25 protein-coding genes are annotated in these 26,492 nt (G+C 66.8%); 14 read left to right on the top strand and 11 right to left on the bottom strand.

Annotation, left to right across the window (positions count from 1 at the left end; translation table 11 throughout):
- Nucleotides 1–96: 96 nt before the first annotated feature.
- Both I8N54_RS04165 and I8N54_RS04160 read right to left on the bottom strand, forming a co-directional pair.
- Nucleotides 97–786 carry a winged helix-turn-helix transcriptional regulator gene (locus I8N54_RS04165; RefSeq protein WP_140193776.1) on the bottom strand — a complete coding sequence of 230 codons (690 nt, stop codon included), beginning with the start codon at nt 784–786 and terminating at the stop codon, nt 97–99.
- Nucleotides 787–1,039: 253 nt separating this feature from the next.
- A complete protein-coding gene (locus tag I8N54_RS04160) occupies nt 1,040–1,285 on the bottom strand; it encodes an accessory factor UbiK family protein (protein WP_140193777.1) in 246 nt (81 codons plus the stop codon).
- A 102-nt stretch (nt 1,286–1,387) separates the two neighbouring features.
- Between I8N54_RS04160 and lgt the strand changes: the two genes are divergently transcribed.
- The 5 genes from lgt (at nt 1,388) to I8N54_RS04135 (ending at nt 5,419) form a co-directional block, all read left to right on the top strand.
- A complete protein-coding gene (gene lgt, locus I8N54_RS04155; protein WP_140193778.1) occupies nt 1,388–2,290 on the top strand; it encodes a prolipoprotein diacylglyceryl transferase in 903 nt (300 codons plus the stop codon).
- On the top strand, nt 2,287–3,345 hold the full coding sequence (locus I8N54_RS04150; RefSeq protein WP_140193779.1) for a class I SAM-dependent methyltransferase: 1,059 nt from the start codon (nt 2,287–2,289) through the stop codon (nt 3,343–3,345). Before lgt ends, I8N54_RS04150 begins: the two co-directional genes overlap by 4 nt.
- The gene (gene pgeF / locus I8N54_RS04145) at nt 3,342–4,097 is read left to right on the top strand and encodes a peptidoglycan editing factor PgeF (protein ID WP_140193780.1); all 756 of its coding nucleotides are present in this window, start codon (nt 3,342–3,344) and stop codon (nt 4,095–4,097) included. Before I8N54_RS04150 ends, pgeF begins: the two co-directional genes overlap by 4 nt.
- A gap of 140 nt (nt 4,098–4,237) precedes the next feature.
- Nucleotides 4,238–4,411 carry a hypothetical protein gene (locus I8N54_RS04140; protein ID WP_197097508.1) on the top strand — a complete coding sequence of 58 codons (174 nt, stop codon included), beginning with the start codon at nt 4,238–4,240 and terminating at the stop codon, nt 4,409–4,411.
- A gap of 219 nt (nt 4,412–4,630) precedes the next feature.
- Nucleotides 4,631–5,419 carry a Hint domain-containing protein gene (locus I8N54_RS04135; RefSeq protein WP_231592486.1) on the top strand — a complete coding sequence of 263 codons (789 nt, stop codon included), beginning with the start codon at nt 4,631–4,633 and terminating at the stop codon, nt 5,417–5,419.
- A 224-nt stretch (nt 5,420–5,643) separates the two neighbouring features.
- On the opposite strand, the gene I8N54_RS04130 is transcribed toward I8N54_RS04135, so the two are convergent.
- The gene (locus I8N54_RS04130; protein WP_140193781.1) at nt 5,644–6,144 is read right to left on the bottom strand and encodes an Lrp/AsnC family transcriptional regulator; all 501 of its coding nucleotides are present in this window, start codon (nt 6,142–6,144) and stop codon (nt 5,644–5,646) included.
- Nucleotides 6,145–6,306: 162 nt separating this feature from the next.
- Here I8N54_RS04130 and trxB point away from each other — a divergent pair, with 162 nt between their 5' ends.
- The 3 genes from trxB (at nt 6,307) to I8N54_RS04115 (ending at nt 10,901) form a co-directional block, all read left to right on the top strand.
- Nucleotides 6,307–7,311, top strand: coding sequence for a thioredoxin-disulfide reductase (gene trxB, locus I8N54_RS04125; RefSeq protein ID WP_140193782.1), 1,005 nt, complete (start codon nt 6,307–6,309; stop codon nt 7,309–7,311).
- A 509-nt stretch (nt 7,312–7,820) separates the two neighbouring features.
- On the top strand, nt 7,821–9,881 hold the full coding sequence (locus I8N54_RS04120; RefSeq protein WP_231592489.1) for a bifunctional sulfate adenylyltransferase/adenylylsulfate kinase: 2,061 nt from the start codon (nt 7,821–7,823) through the stop codon (nt 9,879–9,881).
- A 387-nt stretch (nt 9,882–10,268) separates the two neighbouring features.
- Entirely contained in the window at nt 10,269–10,901 is a 633-nt protein-coding gene (locus I8N54_RS04115; RefSeq protein ID WP_140193784.1) for an MT-A70 family methyltransferase, read from the top strand.
- A gap of 125 nt (nt 10,902–11,026) precedes the next feature.
- Here the strand turns inward: I8N54_RS04115 and I8N54_RS04110 are convergent, their stop codons facing one another.
- Genes I8N54_RS04110 through I8N54_RS04100 form a run of 3 tightly spaced genes read right to left on the bottom strand, consistent with a single transcriptional unit; the run spans nt 11,027 to nt 12,953 of the window.
- Nucleotides 11,027–11,758, bottom strand: coding sequence for a BglII/BstYI family type II restriction endonuclease (locus tag I8N54_RS04110; RefSeq protein WP_140193785.1), 732 nt, complete (start codon nt 11,756–11,758; stop codon nt 11,027–11,029).
- Nucleotides 11,758–12,450 (bottom strand): GNAT family N-acetyltransferase, encoded by a 693-nt coding sequence (locus I8N54_RS04105; protein WP_140193786.1) that lies wholly within the window; start codon nt 12,448–12,450, stop codon nt 11,758–11,760. The genes I8N54_RS04110 and I8N54_RS04105 overlap by 1 nt, the downstream gene beginning before the upstream one ends.
- Nucleotides 12,447–12,953 (bottom strand): DUF1993 domain-containing protein, encoded by a 507-nt coding sequence (locus I8N54_RS04100; RefSeq protein ID WP_197097509.1) that lies wholly within the window; start codon nt 12,951–12,953, stop codon nt 12,447–12,449. Before I8N54_RS04100 ends, I8N54_RS04105 begins: the two co-directional genes overlap by 4 nt.
- 128 nt (nt 12,954–13,081) lie before the next feature.
- On the opposite strand from I8N54_RS04100, the gene I8N54_RS04095 reads away from it, so the two are divergent.
- Nucleotides 13,082–13,909, top strand: coding sequence for a L,D-transpeptidase (locus I8N54_RS04095; protein WP_140193788.1), 828 nt, complete (start codon nt 13,082–13,084; stop codon nt 13,907–13,909).
- Between the two features lie 70 nt (nt 13,910–13,979).
- Here the strand turns inward: I8N54_RS04095 and I8N54_RS20255 are convergent, their stop codons facing one another.
- From I8N54_RS20255 to aspS, 3 genes are read right to left on the bottom strand one after another with little or no spacing between them, the layout of a single operon-like run.
- Nucleotides 13,980–14,102, bottom strand: a complete 123-nt coding sequence (locus I8N54_RS20255; protein ID WP_269434063.1) for a hypothetical protein — start codon at nt 14,100–14,102, stop codon at nt 13,980–13,982.
- A 58-nt stretch (nt 14,103–14,160) separates the two neighbouring features.
- Entirely contained in the window at nt 14,161–14,355 is a 195-nt protein-coding gene (locus tag I8N54_RS04090) for a P-loop NTPase family protein (RefSeq protein WP_140193789.1), read from the bottom strand.
- Between the two features lie 7 nt (nt 14,356–14,362).
- Nucleotides 14,363–16,141, bottom strand: a complete 1,779-nt coding sequence (gene aspS, locus I8N54_RS04085; protein ID WP_140193790.1) for an aspartate--tRNA ligase — start codon at nt 16,139–16,141, stop codon at nt 14,363–14,365.
- Between the two features lie 195 nt (nt 16,142–16,336).
- Between aspS and I8N54_RS04080 the strand changes: the two genes are divergently transcribed.
- The 3 genes from I8N54_RS04080 to I8N54_RS04070 all read left to right on the top strand — a co-directional run bounded on the left by I8N54_RS04080 (nt 16,337) and on the right by I8N54_RS04070 (nt 20,095).
- Entirely contained in the window at nt 16,337–17,551 is a 1,215-nt protein-coding gene (locus tag I8N54_RS04080) for a class I SAM-dependent methyltransferase (protein WP_331459692.1), read from the top strand.
- A 44-nt stretch (nt 17,552–17,595) separates the two neighbouring features.
- On the top strand, nt 17,596–18,852 hold the full coding sequence (locus I8N54_RS04075) for a glycosyltransferase family 87 protein (protein ID WP_140193791.1): 1,257 nt from the start codon (nt 17,596–17,598) through the stop codon (nt 18,850–18,852).
- A 76-nt stretch (nt 18,853–18,928) separates the two neighbouring features.
- Nucleotides 18,929–20,095, top strand: coding sequence for a hypothetical protein (locus I8N54_RS04070; protein WP_140193792.1), 1,167 nt, complete (start codon nt 18,929–18,931; stop codon nt 20,093–20,095).
- A 2-nt stretch (nt 20,096–20,097) separates the two neighbouring features.
- Here I8N54_RS04070 and I8N54_RS04065 read toward each other — a convergent pair whose 3' ends face one another.
- On the bottom strand, nt 20,098–21,237 hold the full coding sequence (locus I8N54_RS04065; protein WP_140193793.1) for a hypothetical protein: 1,140 nt from the start codon (nt 21,235–21,237) through the stop codon (nt 20,098–20,100).
- A gap of 232 nt (nt 21,238–21,469) precedes the next feature.
- Here I8N54_RS04065 and carB point away from each other — a divergent pair, with 232 nt between their 5' ends.
- Nucleotides 21,470–24,799, top strand: coding sequence for a carbamoyl-phosphate synthase large subunit (gene carB / locus I8N54_RS04060; protein ID WP_140193794.1), 3,330 nt, complete (start codon nt 21,470–21,472; stop codon nt 24,797–24,799).
- A gap of 164 nt (nt 24,800–24,963) precedes the next feature.
- Here the strand turns inward: carB and I8N54_RS04055 are convergent, their stop codons facing one another.
- Nucleotides 24,964–25,224, bottom strand: a complete 261-nt coding sequence (locus I8N54_RS04055; RefSeq protein ID WP_140193795.1) for a spike base protein, RCAP_Rcc01079 family — start codon at nt 25,222–25,224, stop codon at nt 24,964–24,966.
- Nucleotides 25,225–25,367: 143 nt separating this feature from the next.
- Here I8N54_RS04055 and I8N54_RS04050 point away from each other — a divergent pair, with 143 nt between their 5' ends.
- Nucleotides 25,368–26,483 (top strand): beta-ketoacyl-ACP synthase III, encoded by a 1,116-nt coding sequence (locus I8N54_RS04050; RefSeq protein ID WP_140193796.1) that lies wholly within the window; start codon nt 25,368–25,370, stop codon nt 26,481–26,483.
- The last annotated feature ends 9 nt before the right edge of the window (nt 26,484–26,492 follow it).

Raw genomic sequence — 26,492 nt, 5'->3', positions numbered from 1 at the left:
CCGATGGCGGCCGGGCTTATCGGGGCCGGCGAGTAACTGGCGGGCCAGGTGTTTGCTCGGTACCTCCGATCTGACCCGTCGGCCCCGCGGCTGCGCCTAACCGGCCAGCAGCGACAGGTCAGGGGTCGTGGTCCTGGCGAGCCGGAACCCCTGGCCACGAACCGTCTCGATCAACGAGCCCTGCCCGCCCGCCGCGCAGATGCGGCGGCGCACGTCATGCAGGAACGTGTCGAGCACCCGGTGCGACGGTTCCTGTTCACCACCGTAGAGATGGTCGAGCAACGCGTCCCGGCTGACCACCGTACCGCTGGCCAGCGCGAGCCGTTCGACCATCTGGTACTGCAGCGGAGACAGCGGGACCTTCCCCGCGGGGATGGTGACGGTGCGCGCCATCACGTCGATGACGAGGCCGCCGAACGCGATACGTGGCGGCGTGTGACCCGCCCTGCGCATGACCGCCGCGCGCAGGCGGGCCGCGACCTCGGCCGCGCCGGCGCGGTCCAGCACGGCGAAAGCACCGGCAGCGTAGCAGGCCGCACCCTCATCTCCGTCGCCGGGACAGCCCAGCACTAGGACCGGGCGTCGCCCGGCGAGGGGCGCAACCAGCCCTGCGGCGGCGGTGCCGGGGACATCGGACCAGAGCAAGACCGCGTCGGCACCACCGCCATCGGCCAACAGAAGAAGGTCGTCAGGAGTGTCGGCCTGCGTCACCGCGAAACCTTCGCGGCGCAGTTCGAGAGCGTGGGCAACGCCCCTCCAGGACCATGCCCCGACAAGGACACGCATCGCACGATACCTCCCTCCAGATAGCGCAGGAGAGTCGGCACCGGAGGCATCAACGCCCCGGTTACCGGCTGCGCCGGACGAATGTCGGAAAAACGACGACCGTTCAGGATCGTCCGCGTCCGTTTCGCGGGCCGTGTGGCCGCGCCGGCGCCCGGACCCGCGTCATGCCGGCCCGTCGTGAGAGGTTCTGGAGGATCGGTGCCACCGGGTCAACGAAATCGAGACCCGATGGTTTACAGGGCCTGAAGGCCGGTCAGGAGGACTTCGCCTCGAGCGCGTCGAGCCGGGCTTTCAGCGCCTCGTTCTCTTCGCGCGCCTTCTGGGCCATGCCGCGCACGGCCTCGAATTCCTCACGGGTGACGAAGTCGCGGTCGGCCAACCAGCGGTCGACCATGCCCTTGAAGGCCGTCTCGGCCTCTTCCCGCGCTCCCTGAGCCACGCCCATCGCGTTGGTCATCAGCTGCGAGATGTCGTCGAAGATCTTGCCTCTGGTCTGCATATGTCAGCCTCCGGTCATGCGTGCCCCCTATATGGGCCGCATCGCGCCCGCCAACAAGGCGGGCAGTTGACACCGGCCCCGCGCTGAAGGACGAGAACCGCCATGACAGGCATTCCCTTTCCCGACTGGCTGAGGCCCGAGGTCTTCTCCGTCTCCCTTTTCGGCATGGAGTTCGCGCTCCGTTGGTACGCGCTGGCCTATATCGCCGGCATCCTCATCGGCTGGCGCATCGTGATCGCGGCGATCCGCCGTCCCAAGCTGTTCCCGGGCAATACCGCGCCGATGACGGAGTCGCAGGTCGAGGATCTGCTGACGTGGATCATCATCGGCGTGATCGTCGGCGGACGGCTCGGATTCGTGCTGTTCTACAGGCCGGACTACTACCTGCAGAATCCGCTCGAGATCCCGATGATCTGGCAGGGCGGGATGGCGTTCCACGGCGGCTTCCTCGGTGTCGTGGCAGCGGTGGTCTATGCCTCGCGCAAGCATCGCGCGCCGCTCGGGTCGATCGCCGATCTGCTGGCGCTGGCCACGCCTGTGGGGCTGATGCTCGGCCGGCTTTCCAACTTCATCAATGCCGAGCTGTGGGGACGTCCGACGGACCTGCCGTGGGGCGTGATCTTCCCCGGCGCGGCGGCGCAGGACTGCCCCGCCATAGAGGGGCTCTGCGCCCGTCACCCGTCGCAGATCTACGAGGCGGGTCTCGAGGGGCTGCTGCTCGGCACGATCCTGCTCGTCAGCGTTTTTGCCTACCGCTGGACGAAGCGGCCGTGGGTCACGACCGGGGTCTTCCTGACCGGCTACGGCCTGTCACGCATGTTCGTGGAGCTGTTCCGGCAGGCCGATCCGCAGTTCATCACGCCGGACAACCCGATGGGTTACGTCGTGCAACTCGCCGGGGCCGGGCTGTCGATGGGCCAGCTGCTGTCGCTGCCAATGGTGATCGTCGGTCTGCTGACGATCTGGTGGGGCTTGCGGGCGTCGCGCGGGACGGCGGCGGCATGAGTGCGCTGCGCGATCTCCTGCTGCGGCAGATCGCGCTGACGGGGCCGCTGACGGTGGCCGACTACATGGCCTATTGCCTGTCGCACCCCGAACATGGCGTCTACACCCGCGCTGATCCGCTCGGCGCACGGGGGCATTTCACCACCGCGCCCGAGATCAGCCAGATGTTCGGTGAGCTCACCGGGCTGGCGCTGGCGCAAAGCTGGCTTGACCAGGGCGCGCCGTCGGAGATCGTGCTGGCGGAGCTCGGCCCGGGTCGCGGCACGCTGATGCAGGACATCCTGCGCGCTACGCGCGGTGTGCCGGGCTTCCGCGACGCGATCCGCCTGCATCTCGTGGAGACCTCGCCCGCCATGCGCGCCGCGCAGGCGGAGCGACTGGGCACGGCGAACTGGCACGACCATGTCGCGGACCTGCCCGAGGCGCCGCTGTTCCTCATCGCCAACGAGTTCTTCGATGCCCTCCCCGTCCGCCAGTTCCTGCGCGAGGGGAATGGCTGGCGCGAACGGGTGATCGGAGAGACGGAGGGCACGCTGGCCTTCGGGCTGTCCCCGCCCGCGCCGCTCGCCGCGCTCGAGGGCCGGCTGGCGGACACCGAGGAGGGCGACATGGTCGAGCTCTGCGCCACCGCGGAGCCGATGGCCGCCGAGATCGGCCGGCGAATCGAGGCGCACGGCGGCGCGGCGCTAATCGTGGACTACGGCGACTGGGGCCAGACCGGCGACACGCTGCAGGCGATCTCGCATCACCGGAAGGTGAAGGTGCTCGAGGCACCGGGCGAAGCGGACCTGACGGCGCATGTCGACTTCCGCCCGATCGCCGCTGCCGCAGCCCCCGCAGCGGCCACGGAGCCGGTCCCTCAAGGGGTCTTTCTCGAACGGCTCGGCATTGCGGACCGGGCACGGACGCTTGCCGCCTCGTTGAGCGGCGGCGCCCTCGGCGAGCATATCGCCGCGCACCGCCGCTTGACCCACCCCGCCGAGATGGGTCACCTTTTCAAGGTGATGGGGATTTATCCGACGACCGCGGCACCGCCTCCGGGCCTTATGACATGAAGCTGGACATTATCACGTCCGACCTGCTCTCGCCGGTCCGCCACGGCTTCTTCGCCCGTGCGGGCGGCGCGTCCTCCGGCGTATTCCGCGGGCTGAACTGCGGGTTCGGCAGTTCCGACCAGCACGAGGCGGTGAAGATCAACCGCGCGCGGGTGGCCCTGTCGTTCGACCTTCCGCCGGAGCGGCTGCAGGGCGTCAGCCAGGTCCATTCGGCAGACGTGGTCACGGTGGATGCGCCGACGGAGGACGTCGCGCGGGCGGACGCGCTCGTCACCGCGACACCGGGGATCGCGCTGTCGGTGCTGACGGCCGATTGCCAGCCGGTCTTGTTCGCCGATGCCGAGGCCGGCGTGATCGGCGCGGCCCACGCCGGATGGCGCGGGGCGCTTGATGGCGTGCTGGAGGCGACGATCGACGCGATGGTTGCGCTCGGCGCCGAGCGGGGGCGGATCACGGCGGCGATCGGCCCCTCCATCAGTCAGCGCGCCTACGAGGTCGGACCTGAGTTCCTCGAGACCTTCATCGACGCGGACAACGCTTATGGCCGCTTCTTCGCGTCGGGCGACGGCGACCGCTACCACTTCGACCTGCCGGCCTTCGGGCTCTACCGGCTGCGCGAAGCGGGCGTGGCCGAGGCGCACTGGACGCGCCACTGCACCTATTCCGACCCGGAACGGTTCTTCAGCTACCGTCGCAGCGTGCATCAGCGGGAAGCGGATTACGGGCGCCTGATCGCCGCGATCCGCCTCTGACGGCGATCGCTCCGGGCCTGTCGTCAACCATGATCGGCAGAAAGTTGTCCTAGCGTCGCCGCAATTTCGCCCCCGGTGACTGTTGCATTGGGGTGGTAGCGCGCACGACGCGCCCTCCCCTGTGCAGAAGGTACAAAGCCATGAAGGACGTCAGCCGCGTCATCGAGCGTATCCGGTCCGAGGCCGATCGCACCAAGGTTTCCATGCCGTGGGAGCGTGGCGTCCGGCGCGAGAGCTTCATCGCCAAGCGCCGCCTGCGCGGCGACTCCTCCGACGCGCCGAAGGCCAGCGTCTTCCGCATCGCCTCGGCCTGAGCCGGGAAACAGCGAATCGGAATGTGGCGGGACGGTAGCGCGAGCGGCGACAATCGCGCCTCCTGCCCCGCATTTCCGGACCAGACACGAACGAGCAGCCTGGAATTTTGACACAACGGGCCGTGTCGGCAGAGACTGGTTCCACTTCGATATTGTAATCGTCCTCGGACGTCGTCGGTGGGGGCCGGCAGAAGATGTGACCAACCGCAAGGTGATCGCATGACCATTCCCCCTCGACTGCCCGCCCGGTCGGATTCCGACCTCGACGAGGCCACGACCCTTCCCTCCGCAACCGATCCCGCCGAACCGCGCCAGCGCACGCTGATGCGCAAGTACGAGGTGACGTGGCTCGACCGCAGCGGCGACATCGGCGAACTGGTCCGCGTGGCGCCCGCGATCGCGGCCTTCGAGGATGCGTTCAGCGCCTTCGCGCGCGGCACCCTGATCTCGACCGCCCAGGGGCCGGTCGCCGTCGAAGACCTGCTGCCCGGCGACATGGTGAAGACCGTGGAGGAAGGCTTTCAGCCGCTGCTCTGGAAAGGGTCGACGACGATCGTGCCAAACGCGCGCGGCCAGTCCCCGCAGATGGGGCGACTGACCCGCATCGCCGCCGACGCACTTGGCGTGGCGCGGCCGATGCCGGACCTCGTGCTCGGACCGAAGGCGCGGATCTACCACCGGACGGAAGCCGTCCAGCGCCTGACGCGGGCGGACGGGGCATTCGTGCCGGCGCGCGACATGATCGACGGGATCAACCTGATCGAGCTGACGCCGATGAGCGCGGTTCCGGTCTATCACCTCGGCTTCGCGGGCCATCACCGGCTGATCGCCTGTGGCGTCGAGATCGAAAGCCATCACCCCGGGACGCTGCACGAACTGGCGTTGAGGGGCGAGAACCTCGGCCTCTACATGTCGCTGTTCCCGCACTTCGACGATTTCGCGGACTTCGGACCGCTGCGCTATGCGCGGCTGCGGATGTCGGACCTGGAGATGCTGGGCGTCGCGTAGTGGCTTTGCGTTGGGCCCTGGCCTGCCGCTGCTCTGAAATTCGGTCGGACTGGTCCGGAGATTACCGGGCCGCTCCGATCTGAAATTCACGCGATCTTAACCCGCGCACTATCAAATTTTCGGCGAAAATTTGGGGGTGGTGAGGGGCGTTGCGGTTTCGTGTCCGCTCAGGTGGTCGGCACGGATTGCAGCTGTCGCCTCACGCCATCCGCGCCCGCGCCGCCTCACGCCTCTTTCTTCAACCGCTCCTCGAGCACGTCGAACGGCACGCCCGGCTCGTTCTTCGCCTGCCGGATCACAAGCGAGGTTTTCACGCTCGCCACGTTCGGCGCTGCGGTCAGCTGCTCGGTCAGGAAGCTCTGGAACGACCGGAGGTCGGGCGCGACGCACTTCAGGATGAAGTCGACTTCCCCGTTCAGCATGTGACATTCGCGGACCAGCGGCCAGTTGGCGCAGAGCGCCTCGAACGCGGAAAGATCCGCCTCGGCCTGGCTCTTCAGCCCGACGGACACGAAGACCTGCACTTCGAACGACAGCTCGCGCGGATCGACGACGGCGTGGTAGCCCCGGATGAAGCCCTCTTCCTCGAGCGCACGCACACGGCGCAGGCACGGCGGGGCGGAGATGCCGACACGGCGGGCAAGCTCGACGTTGGTCATCCGGCCATTGCCCTGCAGTTCCGCGAGAATCATGCGATCGATGTCGTCGAGTCGAGGTCCGGGCATGGGGGCTCCTAATTCTTTGCGAACCATACGCCAGCGGGGCGCGCTGCGCAATATTGTTTCGCGTGAGCGCAAGATCGTTGCTGGCGAACGCTGTATTTGCCCGAGGGTTCCCTCCATGTCCACAGGTCCCTATATCGAGCCTGACAGCAAAGGGGGCGCGGCATGGCTGAGACGCGGCATACCAAGGTACTGATCATCGGATCCGGCCCGGCGGGATACACCGCCGGCGTCTACGCGAGCCGGGCGATGCTCGAGCCGATCCTCGTGCAGGGGATCGAACCGGGCGGGCAGCTCACCACCACGACCGAGGTCGAGAACTGGCCGGGCGACACCGAGGTGCAGGGCCCCGACCTGATGGTCCGCATGGAAGCCCATGCCCGCGCGATGGGCACCGAGATCATCGGCGACATCATCACGGATGTCGATTTCTCGAAGCGGCCCTTCACCGCCATCGGCGACAGCGGCACCACCTACACCGCCGATGCCGTGATCCTCGCGACCGGCGCCCGCGCCAAGTGGCTCGGCCTGCCGTCCGAAGAGAAGTACAAGGGCTTCGGCGTGTCCGCCTGCGCCACCTGCGACGGCTTCTTCTATCGTGGACAGGAGATCATTGTGATCGGCGGCGGCAACACCGCGGTCGAAGAAGCGCTGTTTCTGACGAACTTCGCCAGCAAGGTCACGCTGATCCACCGCCGGGACGAGCTCCGGGCGGAGAAGATCCTGCAGGACCGCCTGATGAAGAACGCCAAGATCCACCCGATGTGGCATCACCAGCTCGAGGAAGTCGTGGGCGAGGACAATCCGCTCGGCGTCACGGGCGTTAGGGTCCGCCATGTCGAGACCGGCGAGATCACCGAGATTCCGGCGAAAGGTGTGTTCGTCGCCATCGGCCATGCGCCGGCGTCGGAACTGGTGAAGGACCAGCTGGAAACCCACATGGGCGGCTACGTGAAAGTGAAGCCCGGCACGACCGAGACGTCGGTCCCCGGCGTCTTCGCGGCGGGCGACCTGACCGACCACAAGTACCGTCAGGCCGTGACCTCTGCCGGCATGGGCTGCATGGCTGCCCTCGACGCCGAGAAATTCCTCGCCGACCACCACGAGGCGGAGCGCGAGGTCGTGACCGAGCCGCTCGGCTACGGTGCCGAGGTCGGCGCGGCGGAGTAATCGCCTGCAGGGGTCCGGGCGGCGCATCCTCTTCGAGAATCGCGCGCCCGGCCCGGCTGCCCCCTGCGGACACGCCCGCACGGGCAAAATAATCCAGATGGACAACTGGCGCTTTCTACCTCTCCCGGTGAGGCTGGCGCCGCAGTCGCAACGCTTGGCGATGGCAACCGGCATCAACGGGACATAGCTTGCTCTGATTGTCGCGATGCCGCCCGGGTCTGGCGCGTGTCTGCCTGATCGACTGAACCGCCATGGCATACCCCTGCCAAGTGCGAAACCGGACGCCGCCACGCAATGGCGAAGCGCGCCGGTTCAAACCAGCCCCTGAAGCGACGCGAGACCGCCCGCCAGCTCGGCCAGGGGACAATAACCCTGCACCCCCGGCGCACGTGACAGTCCGGCGACAATTCACCAACCGTGACAGGAAAGACTTTTCTGCACCTGCAAACTGTGCAATGCGTTCACGCGTGAACAGACTTTGAGTCGCCAAGATGCCAGTGCCTTCGACCATGACACAGCTGCCGGAAGAGGACCTCCTCTTCCGCATCCTGCGCCAGCTCGACCGCGCGCCGGACGCATCGCAGCGGCATACGGCGGAGGCCGTGGGCGTGTCGCTCGGCCGGCTCAACACCTGTTTGCGGGCCGTCTCCGACGCGGGGCTGGTGCGGATTTCCGAACGGGGCGGCCCCGACAAGCGCCGCCGCTTCGCCTACTCGCTCACCTCGCGCGGCGCGGCCGAGAAGATCCGGCTGACCGACCGTTTTCTCGCCCGGAAATTCGCTGAATACGACGCGCTCCACGCTGAACTTACCGGCACGACCAGTGGACATGTTCCCCTGAAACACAGGACCGAATTGATGAAGAACAACCTTGCTCCGATCCCCGAGCTCTATGTTTCCTACGAGAGTTCCCTGAAGCTGAAGGTCGAGGCGGCCGACCTGACATCGTGGGACCTGACCCCGCGCCAGATCTGCGACCTCGAGCTGCTGATGAACGGCGGCTTCAACCCGCTCAAGGGCTTCCTCACGGAAGAGGATTACGACAGCGTCGTCGACACGATGCGCCTCGCCGACGGATCGCTCTGGCCGATGCCGATCACGCTGGACGTTTCCGAGAAGTTCGCCGAGTCCATCGAGATCGGGCAGGACATCGCGCTGCGCGACCAGGAAGGCGTGATCCTCGGCACCATGACGGTCACCGACCGCTGGGCGCCGGACAAGTCCAAGGAAGCCGAGAAGGTCTTCGGCGCCGACGACCTCGCCCACCCGGCGGTGAACTACCTGCACAACCACGCCGGCAAGATCTACCTCGGCGGCCCGGTCACCGGGATCCAGCAGCCCGTGCACTACGACTTCCGCGCCCGGCGCGACACGCCGAACGAACTGCGCGCCACCTTCCGCAAGCTCGGCTGGCGCCGGGTCGTCGCGTTCCAGACGCGCAACCCGCTGCACCGCGCCCACCAGGAACTGACGTTCCGCGCCGCCAAGGAAGCGCAGGCCAACCTGCTGATCCATCCCGTCGTCGGCATGACCAAGCCGGGCGACGTCGATCACTTCACCCGCGTGCGCTGCTACGAGGCCGTGCTGGACAAATACCCCTCGTCGACCACGACCATGTCCCTGCTGCCGCTGGCGATGCGCATGGCCGGCCCGCGCGAGGCGGTGTGGCACGGCCTGATCCGCGCCAACCACGGCTGCACCCACTTCATCGTCGGCCGCGACCACGCCGGTCCGGGCAAGAATTCCGCCGGTGAAGATTTCTACGGCCCCTACGACGCGCAGGACCTCTTCCGGACCCACCAGGAAGAGATGGGCATCGAGATGGTCGACTTCAAACACATGGTCTACGTGCAGGAACGCGCCCAGTACGAGCCGAACGACGAGATCGAGGACAAGGACAACGTCACCATCCTCAACATCTCCGGCACCGAGCTGCGGCGCCGCCTCGCCGAGGGCCTCGAGATCCCCGAGTGGTTCTCCTTCCCCGAAGTGGTGTCCGAACTGCGCAAGACCCGTCCGCCGCGGTCCCAGCAGGGCTTCACCGTGTTCTTCACCGGCTTCTCCGGCTCCGGCAAATCGACGATCGCGAACGCGCTGATGGTCAAGCTGATGGAGATGGGCGGCCGCCCGGTGACGCTGCTCGACGGTGACATCGTCCGCAAGAACCTGTCCTCCGAGCTCGGCTTCTCGAAAGAGCACAGGGACCTCAACATCCGACGGATCGGCTACGTCGCTTCCGAGATCACCAAGAACGGCGGCATCGCCATCTGCGCGCCGATCGCCCCCTACCAGGCGACCCGCCGCGCGGTGCGCGAGGACATCGAGGCCTTCGGCGCCTTCGTCGAGGTCCACGTCGCGACGACGATCGAGGAATGCGAGAAACGTGACCGCAAGGGCCTCTACAAGCTTGCCCGCGAAGGCAAGATCAAGGAGTTCACCGGCATCTCCGACCCCTACGACGTTCCCGAGAACCCGGAAATCCGGCTCGAGACCGAGGGCACCGATGTCGACAACTGCGCCCACCAGGTCGTCCTCAAGCTCGAGAGCATGGGCCTGATCGCCGCCCACTGAGGCCGGCATTTCCGACAGTTCCGAAAGGCCGGTCGCCCCGCTGCGGCCGGCCTTTCTCTTTGCCCGCTCTTTCACGGCGAAAGAGCGGGAGACGACGCGCCTCCCCGGTCTTCTTTGGGCTTCAAATATTTCTCGGGGGTGAATGGGCCGCAGGCCCAGAGGGGGCAGACAGCCCCCTGAACGCCGCCCGACCGGAGGGAGGGCTGATCGAGCGCCCCGAAGGTGCTCCGCCCGGCGATCAGGGCGCACCCCGGAAAAATTGTCGAAAGTTCTCCACAAACGGAGACAGTTCGGTGCCGCCTGCCCCTTGCCAAACTTCGCCGCCCCACGCTATGTTCTATAAATGTTCGCATGACAGGGGCGGAGGATTCCTCCAATATGTTGGATATGAGCGCCGACGCTTCGCAACATTTGCAGCAGTTCCTCAACGGGGACAGATTCTCGACGGTGATGGCCGATCCGCCGTGGCGGTTCACCAACCGTACCGGGAAGGTCGCGCCCGAACACAAGCGGCTGTCGCGCTATCCGACGATGACTCTGGACGAGATCTGCGCCCTGCCGGTCGCCGACCATCTGGAAGACCGGGCGCATTGCTACCTCTGGGTGCCGAACGCGTTGCTGCCCGAAGGGCTGCGCGTGCTGTCTGCATGGGGGTTCGAGTACAAGTCGAACATCGTCTGGCACAAGGTCCGCAAGGACGGCGGCTCGGACGGCCGCGGCGTCGGGTTCTACTTTCGCAACGTGACGGAGCTCATGTTGTTCGGCACCAAGGGCAAGAATGCCCGCACCCTGCCCCCCGGCCGGCGTCAGGTGAACATGATGCAGACCCGCAAACGCGAACATTCCCGAAAGCCCGACGAGCAATACAAGCTGATCGAGGAATGTTCCTGGGGTCCCTACCTAGAGCTTTTCGGCCGCGGTGTGCGTGAGGGCTGGACCGTCTGGGGCAACCAGGCGGATGCCGACTACAAGCCCGGCTGGAAGACCTACGCCTACAACTCCTCCGTCGCCGCGGAGTAGAAGGCGCGTCTAAGCGCCTGCCGGCCCCGTCGAGAGGGTCCTCAAGTCACTACTGCAGTCGGGCGTTTCGAAGTGCCGGACCGCCTTGGGAGATCGCGAACCGGGTGTCGTCGATGGCGCGCCCCCTACCCGTCCAGGATCGACTCGGGCAGCCCGATCAGAAGCAATGGACAGGGATTGCCGACGCCCCGCCGTACCCGATCCTCGAGCTTTGCCCAGTGGGTCGTCGCGATCCCGAACTTGCTGGTCACGAAGTTCCGGCTGAAGGCCTCACCGAAAGGCACCCCTCGCGCGACCTGCGTCGCGACGTTGCGCCTCTGGGCTGCCGTCCGCGTCCCGATCCCGAGCCTCTCGAGATCGGCCTCCTCGCGAAGCCCCTGCCCGTCCAGCCAGTCCCGCACCCGGTCGAACAGCACCTCCTGCATCGAGCTGCCCCGCGTGACGATGATGCCGACCGAGATCGCCGACATCGCGTGCAGCCGCTGGAAATTCTCCAGGTCACGGTCGAAGAACGGGTCCTTGTTGTTCCATTCGATCTCGAGCGCGAGCGTCCCCGCCGGGCCGAAGCGGACATGGTCGACCTCGTGGCTCACCGCTTCGCGCTCCTGCCCGTCGACGATGGTCTGGACGCTGAACTTGTGCTTGGCCCAGTCCCGGTCCGCCAGCGTGCGGCGCAGGCGTTGGGTCTGGCCGCTCTCGCCGCCTCCGCCCGAGACGAGTTCGGCCAGCGAGATCCGATAGCGGGTCAGGGCATCGAACAGCTCTGCGGTTTCAGTCGCGAAATCATGGGCGAGGATCGCCTCTGCGTGGTTGCGGGCAAGCACGTCGAACCCCGCATCCCTCAGGGGCCCAAGCATCAGCCTGCCGGGTCCCGCGCGACGAGGATCGGCCCGGTCAGGTCGCGCAGCGACACGATCTGCCGCCCCGCCTCGTCGAAGTTCGACGGATCGAGCCACGCGTCGTAGGCCGCGCGAAGGGCCGGCCATTCCCCGTCGATCGCAGCGAACCAGGCCGTGTCGCGGTTGCGGCCCTTCACGACCGCGGCCTGCCGGAACACCCCCTCGTAGGACAGGCCGAACCGCTCCGCCGCCGCCCGCGAGGGTGCGTTGCCGGCGTCGCACTTCCACTCGAACCGGCGATAACCCGCCTCGAAGGCCCAGCGCACCAGCAGCATCACGGCCTCCGACGCCGCGCGCGTGCGCTGAAGGCGTGGGGCAAAAGTCAGCCAGCCGGCCTCGATCGAGCCCACAACCGGCGTGATGCGCAGGTAACTGATGATCCCGCCGAGCCGCCCGTCCGCCATTCGGATCGCGTAGAAGACCGGGTCGTGTTGCAGGCGGGCGCCCTCGACCCACGCCGCGAGCGCCGCCTCGTCGGCATATGGTCCTGTCGGCAGGTAGTGCCACATCGCGTTGGACGTATCTTCGCTGAATGCCTCGTAGAGGCCCGGGACATGGTCCGCAGCAAGCGGTTCGAGCGTCACGTAGCGCCCTGCCATCGCGGTTCGGGTCGGTAGCGGTGGCGGGGTCCAGTCGGCGAGCGATGTCATGAAACGAAACTGAAGCCGGGGGCATAGCTGTGCAGGCCGTCGAAATCCCCCTTGCCCACCGGGACGTGGGCGATGCGCAGGATTGCGAAGGCCATCGACAGGTGAAACCACAGGTTCGGCAGCGCGAACCGCTGCAAGTAGTCGCGCCCCGTCTGCTCGAGCTCCGCGTCCCCGGCCCGGTGGCGGATGATCCGATCCGCCCCGCCATCGAAATCAGCTTCTGTCAGGCCGCGGACGAGGGCGTCGCTCTCCTCCAGACGGGCGCGCAGCGCGGCCATGTCGTGCCCGTGGCCAAGCTCTGGCACTGCCCGTCCGGTGAGCGGAAAGGTGGCGCGCAACGCGAAGTCGGGCACCATCCGAATTTGCATAGAGAAGTCGAACATGTCAGGGGCCAGCTTGGCCGACAGCAAGTTATTTGCCCGGCCCGTGGCATCCACCACGTCGAGCAGGTGGCCCGCCCGGTTCATTGCCTGAAGTGCGGGCAGAACGACGGCGTCATACATGAGGAACCTCCCGAGTCCCGGAGACTCCGCACAATTGGCCACAATCATGTGACGGGTGCAATGCGACGAAACCGTATAAGATTACGCGCGTTCATGCCTTTCAGGCACGGACAGAAGGAGACAGGTTAATGAACAGCAGACGCCAATTTCTCGCAACCGCCGCGGCCGGTCTGGCCCTCGGCCCCAGCATGCTGCGGGCTCAGGACGACAACCTCGCGGCTCTGCCGCCCGAACTCTGGCCGCGGCGGATGCGTCTGCTGAAGCCCCTGCCCGTCGGCGAAATCCACATGGTCCCCGACGATTACTCGCTCTACCTCGTCACCTCGGAGACCGAGGCAATCCGCTATTACGTCGGTGTCGGCCGGGACGAGCTTTACGAGCCGGGGATCTTCTATGTCGGCGCGAAGAAGCGCTGGCCGTCCTGGACACCGACCCCCGACATGATCGAGCGCAACCCTGACCAGTACGCCCAGTACGCCGACGGCATGCCGGGCGGCCCGGGCAACCCGCTCGGCGCGCGGGCGCTCTACCTGTTCCAGGAAGGACGCGGCGACACGTATCTGCGTATCCACGGCACCGACAAGCCGGAGACGATCCGGCAGGACGTCTCCAACGGCTGCGCGCGGCTGGTAGACGAGCAGATCGTCGATCTCTACCCGCGCGTGCCGATCAACACGAAAGTCTATCTCTACGAGAAGGACATCCTTCCCCCGGTTCAGGCCGAGGTGATCGAGGGCGGCATCATCGAACCCTCCGAGCCGCCGGAGGTCGAGTCCGAGCCGGTTCTGGTGGCCGAGGACCCGGTGGCGGAAACCACGTTGGAGCCGGTGGAGAACGTCGCCGCGAGTGACAACGTCGCGGCCAGCGACACCGAAATAACGGTCGATCCCGTCGAACCCGACGCGGATGAGCTGGTTCGTGAGCTCGAAGGCGTGCTGAGCAACCTGTCGGACTGACCGACCGCGACGCGGAAATGCCAAAGGCCGCACCCGATGGGGTGCGGCCTTCTTCGTTCGATCGTCTGGTTCAGTAGTGTGGTTCAGCCGGACGCGCGGGCCGGGGCTCGACCCGGTCGGCGGGCTGACGGCGATGGCGCAGCACCTGCTGTGCCAGCTTGTAGAGGGCGAACCACTTCACGAGCTTGCGCATGATAGCCTCCGTTGCAGATGCCTCTTAACGCGCGATGGAACGATCCGGTTGCCGCCGATCAGACGCAGCGGACGGCGACAGGCGGATTAGCTCTCATCCCTCGAAGAAGGCGGAGCGACCGCATGGCCACGAGCAGGCGGTCGGTGCCGACCCGCAACAAGAACAGCACGCCGCCGGCAAGGGTCGACTTGCCGGCGCTCGACGCTCCGTGGATCAGGATGATCCGGCCTGAAGGATGGGTTGAGAAACCCATGCCTTTCTCAGCTCTCGGGTGGCAAAACCCGCAGGCGCAGTTCGCGCAGCTGCTCGTTCGTCGGCTCAGACGGTGCGCCCATCATCAGGTCCTCGGCCCGCTGGTTCATCGGGAACATGATGACTTCGCGGATATTGTCCTCGTCCGCCAGCAGCATGACGCAGCGGTCGATCCCGACCGCGCAGCCGCCGTGCGGCGGGGCACCATACTGGAACGCGTTGACCATGCCACCGAAGCGCTTGCGCACTTCCGCCTCGTCGTAGCCCGCCAGCTCGAACGCCTTGATCATCACGTCGAGCTTGTGGTTCCGGATCGCGCCCGAGATCAGCTCGTAGCCGTTGCAGGCAAGGTCGTACTGGAAGCCGAGCACGTCGAGCGGATTGCCCTCCAGCGCCTCGAGACCGCCCTGCGGCATCGAGAACGGGTTGTGCGAGAAGTCGATGTCGCCCGATTCCTCGTCCGCCTCGTACATCGGGAAGTCGACGATCCAGCAGAAGGCAAAGCGGTCCTTATCCGTTAGCTCCAGCTCGTCGCCGATCACGTCGCGGGCCTTGCCGGCCACGCGCTCGAAGCTCGCCGGCTTGCCGCCGAGGAAGAAGGCCGCATCGCCCACCCCGAGGTCGAGCTGCTGGCGGATCGCCTCGGTCCGCTCCGGGCCGATGTTCTTGGCCAGCGGGCCGGCGGCTTCCATCTCGCCGTTCGCATCGCGCCAGAAGATGTAGCCCATCCCCGGCAGGCCTTCCTTCTGGGCAAAGGCATTCATCCGGTCACAGAACTTCCGGCTGCCGCCGCCCGGCGCGGGAATGGCGCGGATCTCGGTGCCGTCCTGTTCCAGCAGTTTGGCGAAGATCGCGAAGCCGGAGCCGGCAAAATGCTCGGACACCACGTCCATCTTGATCGGGTTGCGCAGGTCCGGCTTGTCGGTGCCGTACCAGAGAGCCGCGTCCTTGTAGGAGATCTGCGGCCACTCGGTGTCGACCTTCCGGCCGCCGCCGAATTCCTCGAACACGCCCTGGATCACCGGCTGAATCGTGTCGAACACGTCCTGCTGTTCGACGAAGCTCATCTCGAGGTCGAGCTGGTAGAAATCGGTGGGCGAGCGGTCGGCGCGCGGGTCTTCGTCGCGGAAGCAGGGCGCGATCTGGAAATACTTGTCGAAGCCCGACACCATGATCAGCTGCTTGAACTGCTGCGGCGCCTGCGGCAGCGCGTAGAACTTGCCGGGGTGCAGGCGGGACGGCACGAGGAAGTCGCGCGCCCCCTCGGGCGAGGAGGCCGTGATGATCGGCGTCTGGTACTCGCGGAATTCCTGGTCCCACATCCGCTTGCGCATGGAAGCGACGACGTCGGAGCGGAGTGTCATGTTCTTCTGCATCACCTCGCGGCGCAGGTCGAGGTAGCGATACCGAAGCCGCGTCTCCTCCGGGTACTCCTGGTCGCCGAAGACGATGAGCGGCAGCTCCTTCGCGGCGCCGAGCACCTCGATGTCGCGCACGAAGACCTCGATCTCGCCGGTCGGGATCTTGGAATTCACCAGTTCCGCGTCGCGGGCCTTCACTTCGCCGTCGATGCGGATGCACCATTCGGAGCGCACCTTCTCGACCTCGGCGAAGGCGGCGCTGTCGGGATCGCAGAGCACCTGCGTCACGCCGTAATGGTCACGCAGGTCTATGAAGAGGATGCCCCCGTGGTCCCGGACGCGGTGGACCCAGCCCGAGAGGCGGACGGTCTCGCCCACGTTGGCGCTCGACAGGCCAGCGCAGGTGTGCGTGCGATAGATGTGCATCAGAAACTCCGGGTTCATGTTCCGCGCCGATTGACCAAGTCGCGCGGGGCAAGTCAACCCGGCTTGCCAGCCCAGCGGCCGCCGAGGTGGGCGGAGATGGCCCCCGTACTGTGCAGGACTGAACCGTTTTATCCGGTCAAAGGGGCTGGACGAGCGCGAACTGACGGTTACGTTAACTTTTCTTAACGATCCGATATGCCGTTGTTCGTCATGTGGAATTCCGCTCTAGACAAAGCCCTCGCCCGTCTCGTCCGGCGCGGCGCGCTCGAAGTGACCTTTCCCGACGGCACGACCCGTCGCTACGGGGAAGACGACGCAACGCCCGTCAAGTCCGAGATCAACGATCCCGGCACGGTGCGCCGCCTGCTCTACACGCCCGACCTCGCGCTCGGCGAGGGGTTCATGGAGGGCAGGATCGTCCTGCCGGGCGACGATCCCCGTCCGCTGATACGTCTGGCGCTCGACAATCGTCGGCACGGGCATTCCCCGGCGGTGATGATGGCGCTGCAGAAGATGTTGATGCCGATCCAGCGCTTCTTCGCCCACAACCGGGTCTCGTCCTCGCGCCGAAACGTGCAGCATCACTACGACCTGTCGGGAGAGCTCTACGACCTCTTCCTGGACTCGGACCGCCAGTATTCCTGCGGCTACTTCCCCGACCCCGAGATGAGCCTCGAGGACGCGCAGGAGGCGAAGAAGCAGCATATCGCGAAGAAGCTGCTGATCCGGCCGGGGGAGCGGGTGCTCGACATCGGCTGCGGCTGGGGCGGGATGGCGCTGACGCTGGCCCGCGACTATGGCGCCTCGGTGGTCGGCGTGACCCTGTCGGAGGAGCAGCACCGGATCGCGACCGAGCGCGCGGAGGCCGCCGGCCTCGCCGACCGGATCGACATCCGGCTCGAGGATTATCGCAACGTCGAGGGACCGTTCGACCGCATCGTCTCCGTCGGCATGTTCGAGCATGTCGGAGCCGCGCAGTTCCGAACCTATTTCGACAAGGTGGCGAAGCTGCTCGCGCCGCACGGCGTCGCGCTGATCCACACGATCGGCTCCTCCGCGCCGCCACGCGCCACCTCGACGTGGATCCGCAAGTACATCTTCCCCGGCGGCTACATCCCTGCCATGTCCGAGACCGTCCGCGCGATCGAAGCCGCCGACCTTACCGTCGACGATGTCGAGGTCTGGCGGATTCACTACGCCCGGACGCTGCGGCACTGGCACGACCGCTTCCTCGCCCGGCGCGACGAGGCGCTCGCGCTCTATGATGAACGGTTTTTCCGGATGTGGCGCTACTACCTCGTCGCGGCAGAAGAGAGCTTCCGGCTGGAGCGCCTCGGCGTGTTCCAGTTCCAGCTGTCGCACGACAAGACCGCGGTGCCACTGACGCGGGATTATCTCTACAAGACCTGAGACCTGCCGCAGAACCGCCCGGATCGTGGGCGACCCATGCGCGCATGGGACAACGGGGCTTCACCGACCGGATCGACGTCGCGGTCAGCATCCTTCTGCTGGCGGCGGCGCTCGTGCTGCTCATCCGTTGGTTCGGCGGGTGGGCGGTCGACCTGTCCGCCGTCTACGTCGCGGCGCGCGCCTACGGCGAAGGGCTGGATCAATTGGTCTATGCCGCGCCGGAGCGCTTTTTCGGGCCAAACCCCGATCCGGCGGTCGCCGCCCTGCTTGCCGAGGCCGGGAGCCCCGGCATGCCGACCGTGGCCTTTGTCTACCCGCCGCTCTGGGCGGCGCTGTTGTCACCGGCCGCCGCGGCTTCGACGCCCGAGGCATTCTTCGCCGCCGCCCGTATCGTGCAGACGGTCCTGATCCTCGGCGGCGCCGTGCTTGCGTGGCGGCTCGGTGGACGCGGCCGCTGGCCTCTGACGCTCTGGCTCCTCGCCAACCTGGTCGTGCTGTCGCTGACGATGCCGGGGATGACGGCGCTCTGGCATGCGCAGCCCACGCTGACCGTCGTCGCGCTGATACTTCTGGCGCTCGAACGCCACCAGGCGGGATGGCCCATCATGGCTGGACTCGCGCTCGGTGTGGCGGCGGCGATCAAGCTGACGCCACTCGTCTTCTGCCTCGTCTTCCTGCTGAACGGCGACCGCCGCGCAGCGCTTGTCACCATTGCGACGACGATCGGCCTCGCCGCGCTCAGCCTCGGGATCGCCGGACCGGAGCTGCACCTGTCCTTTCTCGAGCAGCTGTCCCGCGCCCGCGCCAACCTGATGGTGACGGCGGCGAACTACAGCCTGCTTCCGCTTCTCGTCGCGCTGACCGATGGCGCCAATCCCGGACAGGGGTTCGAAATCCTCCCGGCCCCGGCCTGGGCCGGTCTCGTCGGATTGTGCCTGCTGCTCGGCGGGATCGCCCTTCTGCTGCGCTGCGCCGCAAGCTGGCCTGCGGAGGATCGGACCGTCCGGCTCGCCATCGCGCTGTCGATCCTCCTGATCCTCGCCTCACCCATTGGCTGGTCGCACTACGCCATCTTGCCGCTTTTGCTGGCGCCGGCGCTCCTCTGCCGGATGCCTCCGGCACGCGCGCTGATGTCCGGCTTGGTGCTGCTGGTCCTGTTGTCGCCCTTCACTCAGTTCCGTCTGCCGGATGTCGGCCTGCTGTCGCTGATGTGCGGACCGCTGGCGCTGCTCATCCTCTTGGCACTGTTGCTGAAATCCCCCGGACGCGGCGCCACGTCGTCCCTTCCGGCAACGAGCTGAGTTGAGCCTGTCCACACCTCCCGGCTAAGGTCGCGGCAACGGCGCCCTCGAGAGCGCGAACCGGATCGGGCAGAAATTGAGACATCCGGCCTATTACACGGCGATCGTCGTCGCCGCCTTCTGGGCGGCGTGCTGGCTGCTGTTTGCCCACCAGTCCGCCCCTGAAGTCCGACAACTATTCATTGCCGGACACCTGTTGGCGCTCGGCGAAGAGGCGGCGGTCTACAGCGCGGACGGGGCACTTGCCCCCTTCGCGATGTTGCCGATCTGGGCCGTATTCGCCTCGTGGGGCGTGCAGCTCCTGCCATTCGGCGCGCTGAAGCTGATGATCGTGGCGACCGCGCCGGTGCTGCTCGCCGGGTCGGTCTGGATCGCCGCGCGCCCGATCGAGGCACGGGACGTCTCGACCACCATGATGACGGCCGTGGGCTGTGTGGCGATGCTCTTCGTATTGCCGGGGACGGAGGCGTTGGCGAGTGACCAGTCGGCGATCCTCGCCGGCTTCCTGACGGTGGCGGCGATCGAGCGGTCGCAGTCGAAGGTGCCGCTGGTGGCCGGCCTCGCGCTTGCCGGGGCCACGTCGCTGTCGATCCATGTCGCGTTGCTTGCACCGCTCTGGCTGGTTGCCGGCCGCTGGCGCGAGACGGCGGTCTTCCTCTGCACATGTGCGATCGTGCTGAGCCTGTCGGTCGCGGTCGCCGGTGCGCCGATGCACGAGGACTACCTTGCCGCGCTCGAGGCGCTGCGCCTGTCGCCGACCGAAGGGCGCTGGTCGCTCGACGCGATGCTGGGCACCTGGGCCTGGCCCGAGGCGGCGATCCGCCCCGATGCGTGGCAGATGACCTCGGCCATCGTGATGGCCGCGACCCTGGCCTTCACCACCTTGGCGATCACGGGGCGAGAGCGGATCCACGTGCTGACGTGGCCCGTAGCACTGACCGCGCTGACCTTCGTCACGCCCTATGCGGGGCCGTCGGCCTATTTGCCGGCGCTGGCCTTCATGCCCCACCTCCTCGACCGGTTCGGGCTGCGGACCGGAGGTCTCGTCATCATCGGGTGCGCCCTGCCGCTGACGCTGGCCGGCACCGGTCCGGTTGCGCTTGCCCCCGAGGCGCTGAACCTGCCGGTGGTGCTCGGCTCGCTGTCGCTGCTGGCCCTGTCGATCCTGTTCGTGGCGACCATACGCGAACGGGCGCAGCCGGAGCCGCGCCCGCAGGTCTTTTCGGACGGCTCGGAGGCCTGAGGTCAGGTCTCGAGCCAGAGGAACGTGAAGCGGACGCACTTGCCGGAGTGGAGGACGAGCTCATACTCGCCCTCGCCGACCTCCTCGAAAGTCTCGTAGTCCTCGCTCCATTCGAGACAGACAGCCGTGAGTTGAGCGCCGGGAGCGGGTCCGCCGCCAGCCTGCGGCATGATCTCGATCAGCGCGGCGGCGATGCTCGGATCGATCCCCGCTGCAGCCCGGCAGATCGCCTCGTTGATCATTTGCTCGGCCGTGACCATCTGGGCGTGCTGCCAGGATTGAAGCGCACGGAAGGTTGCCTCGAGGCCATAGCTGGAGCTGTTCTCGACACCGGTGGCCACGGCACTGGAGGCCGCGCCGGCTCCTTGAGGCCCGAAGCGCGCTCCGACGTAGGCCGCGATGATGCTGGAGCCGACCGACATGTTGAAGTCGTTCAGCGCCCCATCGCGCATCTCCTCGAGTTGCTGACGTGCGTACTCGGCGCGGGCTTCGCCGAATTCGGCACAGGCGTCCGCTGTCGAGTCGGAACTCGAAGACGCCTGCGTGGTCATGCTGCTGCCGCCGAGCGTCTGGCCATCGGGAGCGTTGATCTCGACCGCAACGCGCCAGGGCGCGGAGCCAGTGGGCATTGACGCCTGTTCGGTCACCGAGAAAGCCGGCACCCAAAGGCCCTGCCCCTGACCGTGGATGCGGGGCACCCGCCGGACCTGAACTTCGGTGGTCGAAACCATGTAGGGCGAGTCGGGCTCTCCGAAGAAGTCCCACGTGTCGGGATCGAGAGAGATCGAGGTTTCCGTCTCCGCGCGGAACAGGATCGGGTAGCCGCCGAACATACCCGCACGCTGCTGGCCGCCTTCCTGCACCCGATGGCCCGCATTTGGAAGCGGTTCGGTCAGTACAACCGTCTCGATCCGGCGAGGCCGCTGGATCGTGATCGCGAGCAACGGAGCGTCGCCGTTTTCGACCAGTTCCCAATGCAGAACCGGCCGGTCGGTCAGCCGGTCGACGAAGGCCTCGTTGACGAATTTCCCATCGAACATGTTGAGCGCGCTCGCGCGTTCCGGCCGGACGATCGCGTTGCTCTCGAGGGTAACGTTGAGGTCCTGAGCAACAGCCCCCTGCCCGCAGACCAAAAGCAACATGGCGGACGCCATTGTCCTGAATAGTGACATCTGAAGTCTCCCTTAAAAAATGGTTTGTCGAAATGAATGACGCCTTTAGGAAAGCCGCTCGCGGCGCGTGGGTCCATTCCGGTTTCCCCGACCTCCGGAGGCACGGCGCGCGCGGGGTTGCACCCAACAGTCCGCTATCTATAAGGCACATCAATTTGCCCGAGCCGGACCGTCCGACTCGGGTGTTGTCGAGGGAATGACCATGCCAAAACGTACCGATATTCAGTCCATCATGATTATCGGGGCCGGTCCCATCGTCATCGGCCAGGCCTGCGAGTTCGACTATTCCGGGGCCCAGGCCTGCAAGGCCCTGCGTGAGGAAGGCTACCGCGTCATCCTCGTCAACTCGAACCCCGCGACGATCATGACGGACCCCGGCCTCGCCGACGCGACCTACATCGAGCCGATCACCCCCGAAGTTGTCGCCAAGATCATCGAGAAGGAGCGCCCCGACGCGCTGCTGCCGACCATGGGCGGCCAGACCGGGCTGAACACCTCGCTCGCGCTCGCCGACCTGGGTGTGCTGGAGAAATTCAACGTCCAGCTGATCGGCGCCAACCGGGACGCCATCGAGATGGCAGAGGACCGCGCCCTGTTCCGCGAGGCGATGGACCGGATCGGTCTCGAGAACCCGAAAGCGACCATCATCTCCGCGCCGAAGGGCAAGAAGAACTACGACCTCGACGCGGGCGTCGCCAAGGCGCTGGAAGCGCTCGAGGACATCGGCCTGCCGGCGATCATCCGCCCGGCCTACACGCTCGGCGGCACGGGCGGCGGGATCGCCTACAACCGCGAAGAATACATGCACTATTGCCGGACGGGGATGGATGCCTCCCCCGTCGGGCAGATCCTCGTCGATGAAAGCCTGCTCGGCTGGAAGGAATTCGAGATGGAGGTCGTCCGCGACAAGGCGGACAACGCGATCATCGTCTGCTCCATCGAGAACGTGGACCCGATGGGCGTCCACACCGGCGACAGCATCACCGTGGCCCCGGCCCTGACGCTGACCGACAAGGAATACCAGGAGATGCGCAACGGCTCGATCGCCGTGCTGCGCGAGATCGGGGTGGAGACCGGCGGCTCGAACGTCCAGTGGGCGATCAACCCCGAGGACGGCCGCATGGTCGTGATCGAGATGAACCCGCGCGTGTCGCGCTCCTCTGCGCTGGCGTCGAAAGCGACGGGCTTCCCGATCGCCAAGATCGCCGCGAAGCTGGCCGTCGGCTACACGCTCGACGAACTCGACAACGACATCACCAAGGTGACCCCGGCGAGCTTCGAGCCGACCATCGACTACGTCGTCACCAAGATCCCGCGCTTCGCCTTCGAGAAGTTCCCCGGCGCCGAGCCGAACCTAACCACCTCGATGAAGTCGGTGGGCGAGGCGATGGCGATCGGCCGGACCTTCCATGAATCGATGCAGAAGGCACTCGCCTCGCTTGAAACCGGGCTGTCCGGTTTCGACGAGATCGAGATCCCCGGCGCCCCCGACCGCGCGGCGATCACCAAGGCGCTGGCCAAGGCGACGCCGGACCGGCTCCGGGTCATCGCTCAGGCGATGCGGCACGGGCTGTCCGACGACGACATCCAGGCCGTAACCAGCTTCGATCCGTGGTTCCTCGCCCGGATCCGCGAGATCGTGGATGCCGAGCAGCGTATCCGCAAGGAGGGGCTGCCCGTCACCGCCGACGGGCTGCGCGCGCTCAAGATGCTGGGCTTCACCGACGCCCGCCTCGCCGCGCTGACCGGGCGGGACGAGGACGTGGTGCGGCGCGCCCGCACCCGGCTTGGTGTGACGGCCGTCTTCAAGCGGATCGACACCTGCGGCGCCGAGTTCGAGGCGCAGACGCCCTACATGTATTCGACCTACGAGAGCCCGGTGATGGGCGACGTGGAGGACGAGAGCCGCCCGACCGACCGCAAGAAGGTCGTGATCCTCGGCGGTGGTCCGAACCGCATCGGCCAGGGTATCGAGTTCGACTATTGCTGCTGTCACGCCTGCTTCGCGCTGAGCGATCAGGGCTACGAGACGATCATGGTCAACTGCAACCCGGAGACGGTGTCGACCGACTACGACACCTCGGACCGGCTGTATTTCGAACCGCTGACCTTCGAACACGTGAGGGAGATCCTGCGGGTGGAGCAGGAAGCGGGCACGCTGCATGGCGTGATCGTGCAGTTCGGCGGCCAGACCCCGCTGAAGCTGGCCAACGACCTCGAGGCGGCGGGCATCCCGATCCTCGGCACCACGCCCGACGCGATCGACCTTGCCGAGGACCGCGAGCGGTTCCAGGCGCTGGTCAACAAGCTCGAGCTGAAGCAGCCGAAGAACGGCATCGCCCATTCCGACGAGGAAGCCTTCGCGATCGCGGACGACATCGGCTTCCCGCTGGTGATCCGTCCCTCCTACGTGCTGGGCGGCCGCGCGATGGAGATCGTGCGCGACATGGAGGGGCTGAAGCGCTACATCCGCGACGCCGTCGTCGTCTCCGGCAAGTCGCCGGTCCTGCTCGACAGCTACCTGTCGGGTGCGACCGAAGTCGATGTCGACTGCCTCTGCGATGGCGAGGCGGTCCATGTCGCGGGCATCATGCAGCATATCGAGGAAGCCGGCGTGCACTCCGGCGACAGCGCCTGCTGCTTGCCGCCGCACTCCCTTTCAGACGACATCATCGAGGAGCTGAAGCGCCAGACGGCCGCGCTCGCCCGCGCGCTGAAGGTGGTCGGCCTGATGAACGTCCAGTTCGCGGTGAAAGACGACGTGGTCTACCTGATCGAGGTGAACCCGCGTGCGTCCCGGACCGTGCCCTTCGTGGCCAAGGCGACCGACAGTGCCATCGCCTCCATCGCCGCGCGGCTGATGGCGGGTGAGCCGCTGTCGAATTTCCCCGGCCGCGAGCCCTACCCGGAGGCGGCGGACCCGATGGACGTGCTGCCGCTCGGCAACCCGTTCACGCTGGCCGATCCGAAGACGCCGTGGTTCTCGGTCAAGGAGGCCGTGCTGCCCTTCAACCGCTTCCCCGGCGTCGACACGATCCTGGGCCCCGAGATGCGCTCGACCGGCGAGGTGATGGGCTGGGCCCGCAACTTCCCCTTCGCATTCCTGAAGGCGCAGATGGGAGCCGGCACCAACCTGCCCGAGAGCGGGACGGTCTTCATCTCGATCCGCGACGCCGACAAGACGGACCAGATGGCGGAGGCGGCCTCGATCCTGGTCGGGCTCGGCTTCACGGTGCTCGCGACGCGCGGCACGGCGGCCTGGCTGAAGGAAAAGGACATCGCGGCCGACCTCGTGAACAAGGCCTACGAGGGCGGGCTGACCATCGTCGACCGCCTGAAGGACGGGCACGTCGACCTCGTCTTCAACACGACCGAGGGCGCGGCCGCAGTCGAGGACAGCCGGTCGATGCGCGCGGTGACGCTGGCCGACAAGATTCCCTACTACACGACCGCCGCCGGCGCACATGCCGCCGCGCTGGCCATGAAGGCGCGTGGCGAAGAGGAAATGCGGGTCCGCTCTCTACAGGGCTGACCTCGAAAGGCCTGACCTTGCGGAGCGCGCGTGCCGCGCGCGCAGGGTCAGCCCGCCCTTGCGGGCGAGCGGATCGAGGGGGGCTGTCTGCCCCCTCTTGGGCCTCTGGCCCAATTCACCCCCGAGAAATATTTGAAGCCCAAAGAAGCCAATGGACGAGGTGCCTAGTAGAGGCCGACCAGCCCGGTGGCATCCGTGTCCGTGGCCCAGACCCGCGCGACGCGCACCGGCATCGGGGCGCCGGCGGCGACGAAGAGCGTGCCTTCGCTGCCGTCGATCGTCGTGACGCGGACATGGCCCGACGTCGCGGCGACGATGGCGCGCGTGGCGATGGCAAGGTCGGCGCCATCGTCGGGCGTGATCGCGAAGAGGCCGGAAGCGGGCGAGTCGAGGCCGGAGACGCTGGCCCGGAAATGGTCGGTCATGGAAGCACCCTCGTGGTTTCGGTTCGGCGGGCACCCTAGGGAGCGGGAATGAAGAAGTGCCGAGCGCGGGGGACGTTGCGTCGACGCTCTGGACAAGCGCGGACGGGGCCGTCACGCTCTTCGGACTGTCAGGGAGGGGCCCCATGTATCGCGCCGTCATTTCCGGGACGGGCGTTTTCACACCGCCCGAGCGTATCACAAACGACGAGCTGGTGGCGGCGTTCAACGACTATGCCGACCGGTTCAACCGCGACCATGCCGAGGAGATCGAGGCCGGCACGGTGGCGGCGAAGGAGCATTCCTCGTCCGACTTCATCCTGAAGGCCTCGGGCATCGAGAGCCGCTTCGTGATGACCCGCAAAGGCGTGCTCGATCCCGACCGGATGTATCCCGACCTGCCCCCGCGCGAGGACGGCGAGCCCTCGCTGATGGCCGAGATCGCGGTGAAGGCGGCGGAGGCGGCGCTGGCAGAGGCCGGTGTCGCGCCGGACGCGGTCGATGCGATCCTTTGCGCGGCCTCCAACCACGAACGCGCCTATCCGGCGATTGCGGTCGAGGTGCAGTCGATCCTCGGCACGGCGGGCTTCGCCTTCGACATGAATGTCGCCTGCTCCTCCGCCACCTTCGGAATCCAGACTGCGGCGGACATGATCCGGGCAGGGTCGATCCGTTCGGCCCTCGTACTGTCGCCCGAGATCACCTCCGGCCATCTCGAGTGGCGGGACCGGGACTGCCATTTCATTTTCGGCGACGTGGCGACGGCGGTGCTGCTTCAACGCGAAGAGGACGCGGCTGGCGGCTTCCTTGTCCGGTCCACCCGCGCGGCGACGCAATATTCCAACAATATCCGCAACAACCACGGTTTCCTGCGGTCGGCGCACAACCAGATGGAAGACCGGCGGGACATGCGCTTCATGCAGAACGGCCGGAAGGTCTTCAAGGAAGTGCTGCCGCTGGTGAGCGAGCATATCGCGGCCCATATGGACGACGAGGGGATCGGCGCGGATCAGCTGAAGCGGCTCTGGCTGCATCAGGCGAACAAGTCGATGAACGACTTCATCGGAAAGAAGGTGCTGGGCCGCGAGCCAGCGCCGGGCGAGCAGCCCAACATCCTTCAGGACTACGCCAACACGTCGTCCGCCGGGTCGATCATCGCCTTCGCACAGAATCGGGACGGGCTGGCGCCCGGCGATCTCGGACTGATCTGTTCCTTCGGGGCCGGCTATTCCGTCGGGTCGGTCATCGTCGAGCGGCTCTGACCGCCGCCG

Source organism: Pelagovum pacificum (assembly GCF_016134045.1).
In the GTDB taxonomy this organism is placed as follows: domain Bacteria; phylum Pseudomonadota; class Alphaproteobacteria; order Rhodobacterales; family Rhodobacteraceae; genus Oceanicola; species Oceanicola pacificus_A.
The sequence above is the reverse complement of the archived record's forward strand: the minus strand, read 5'-3'. Positions and strand labels throughout refer to the sequence as shown.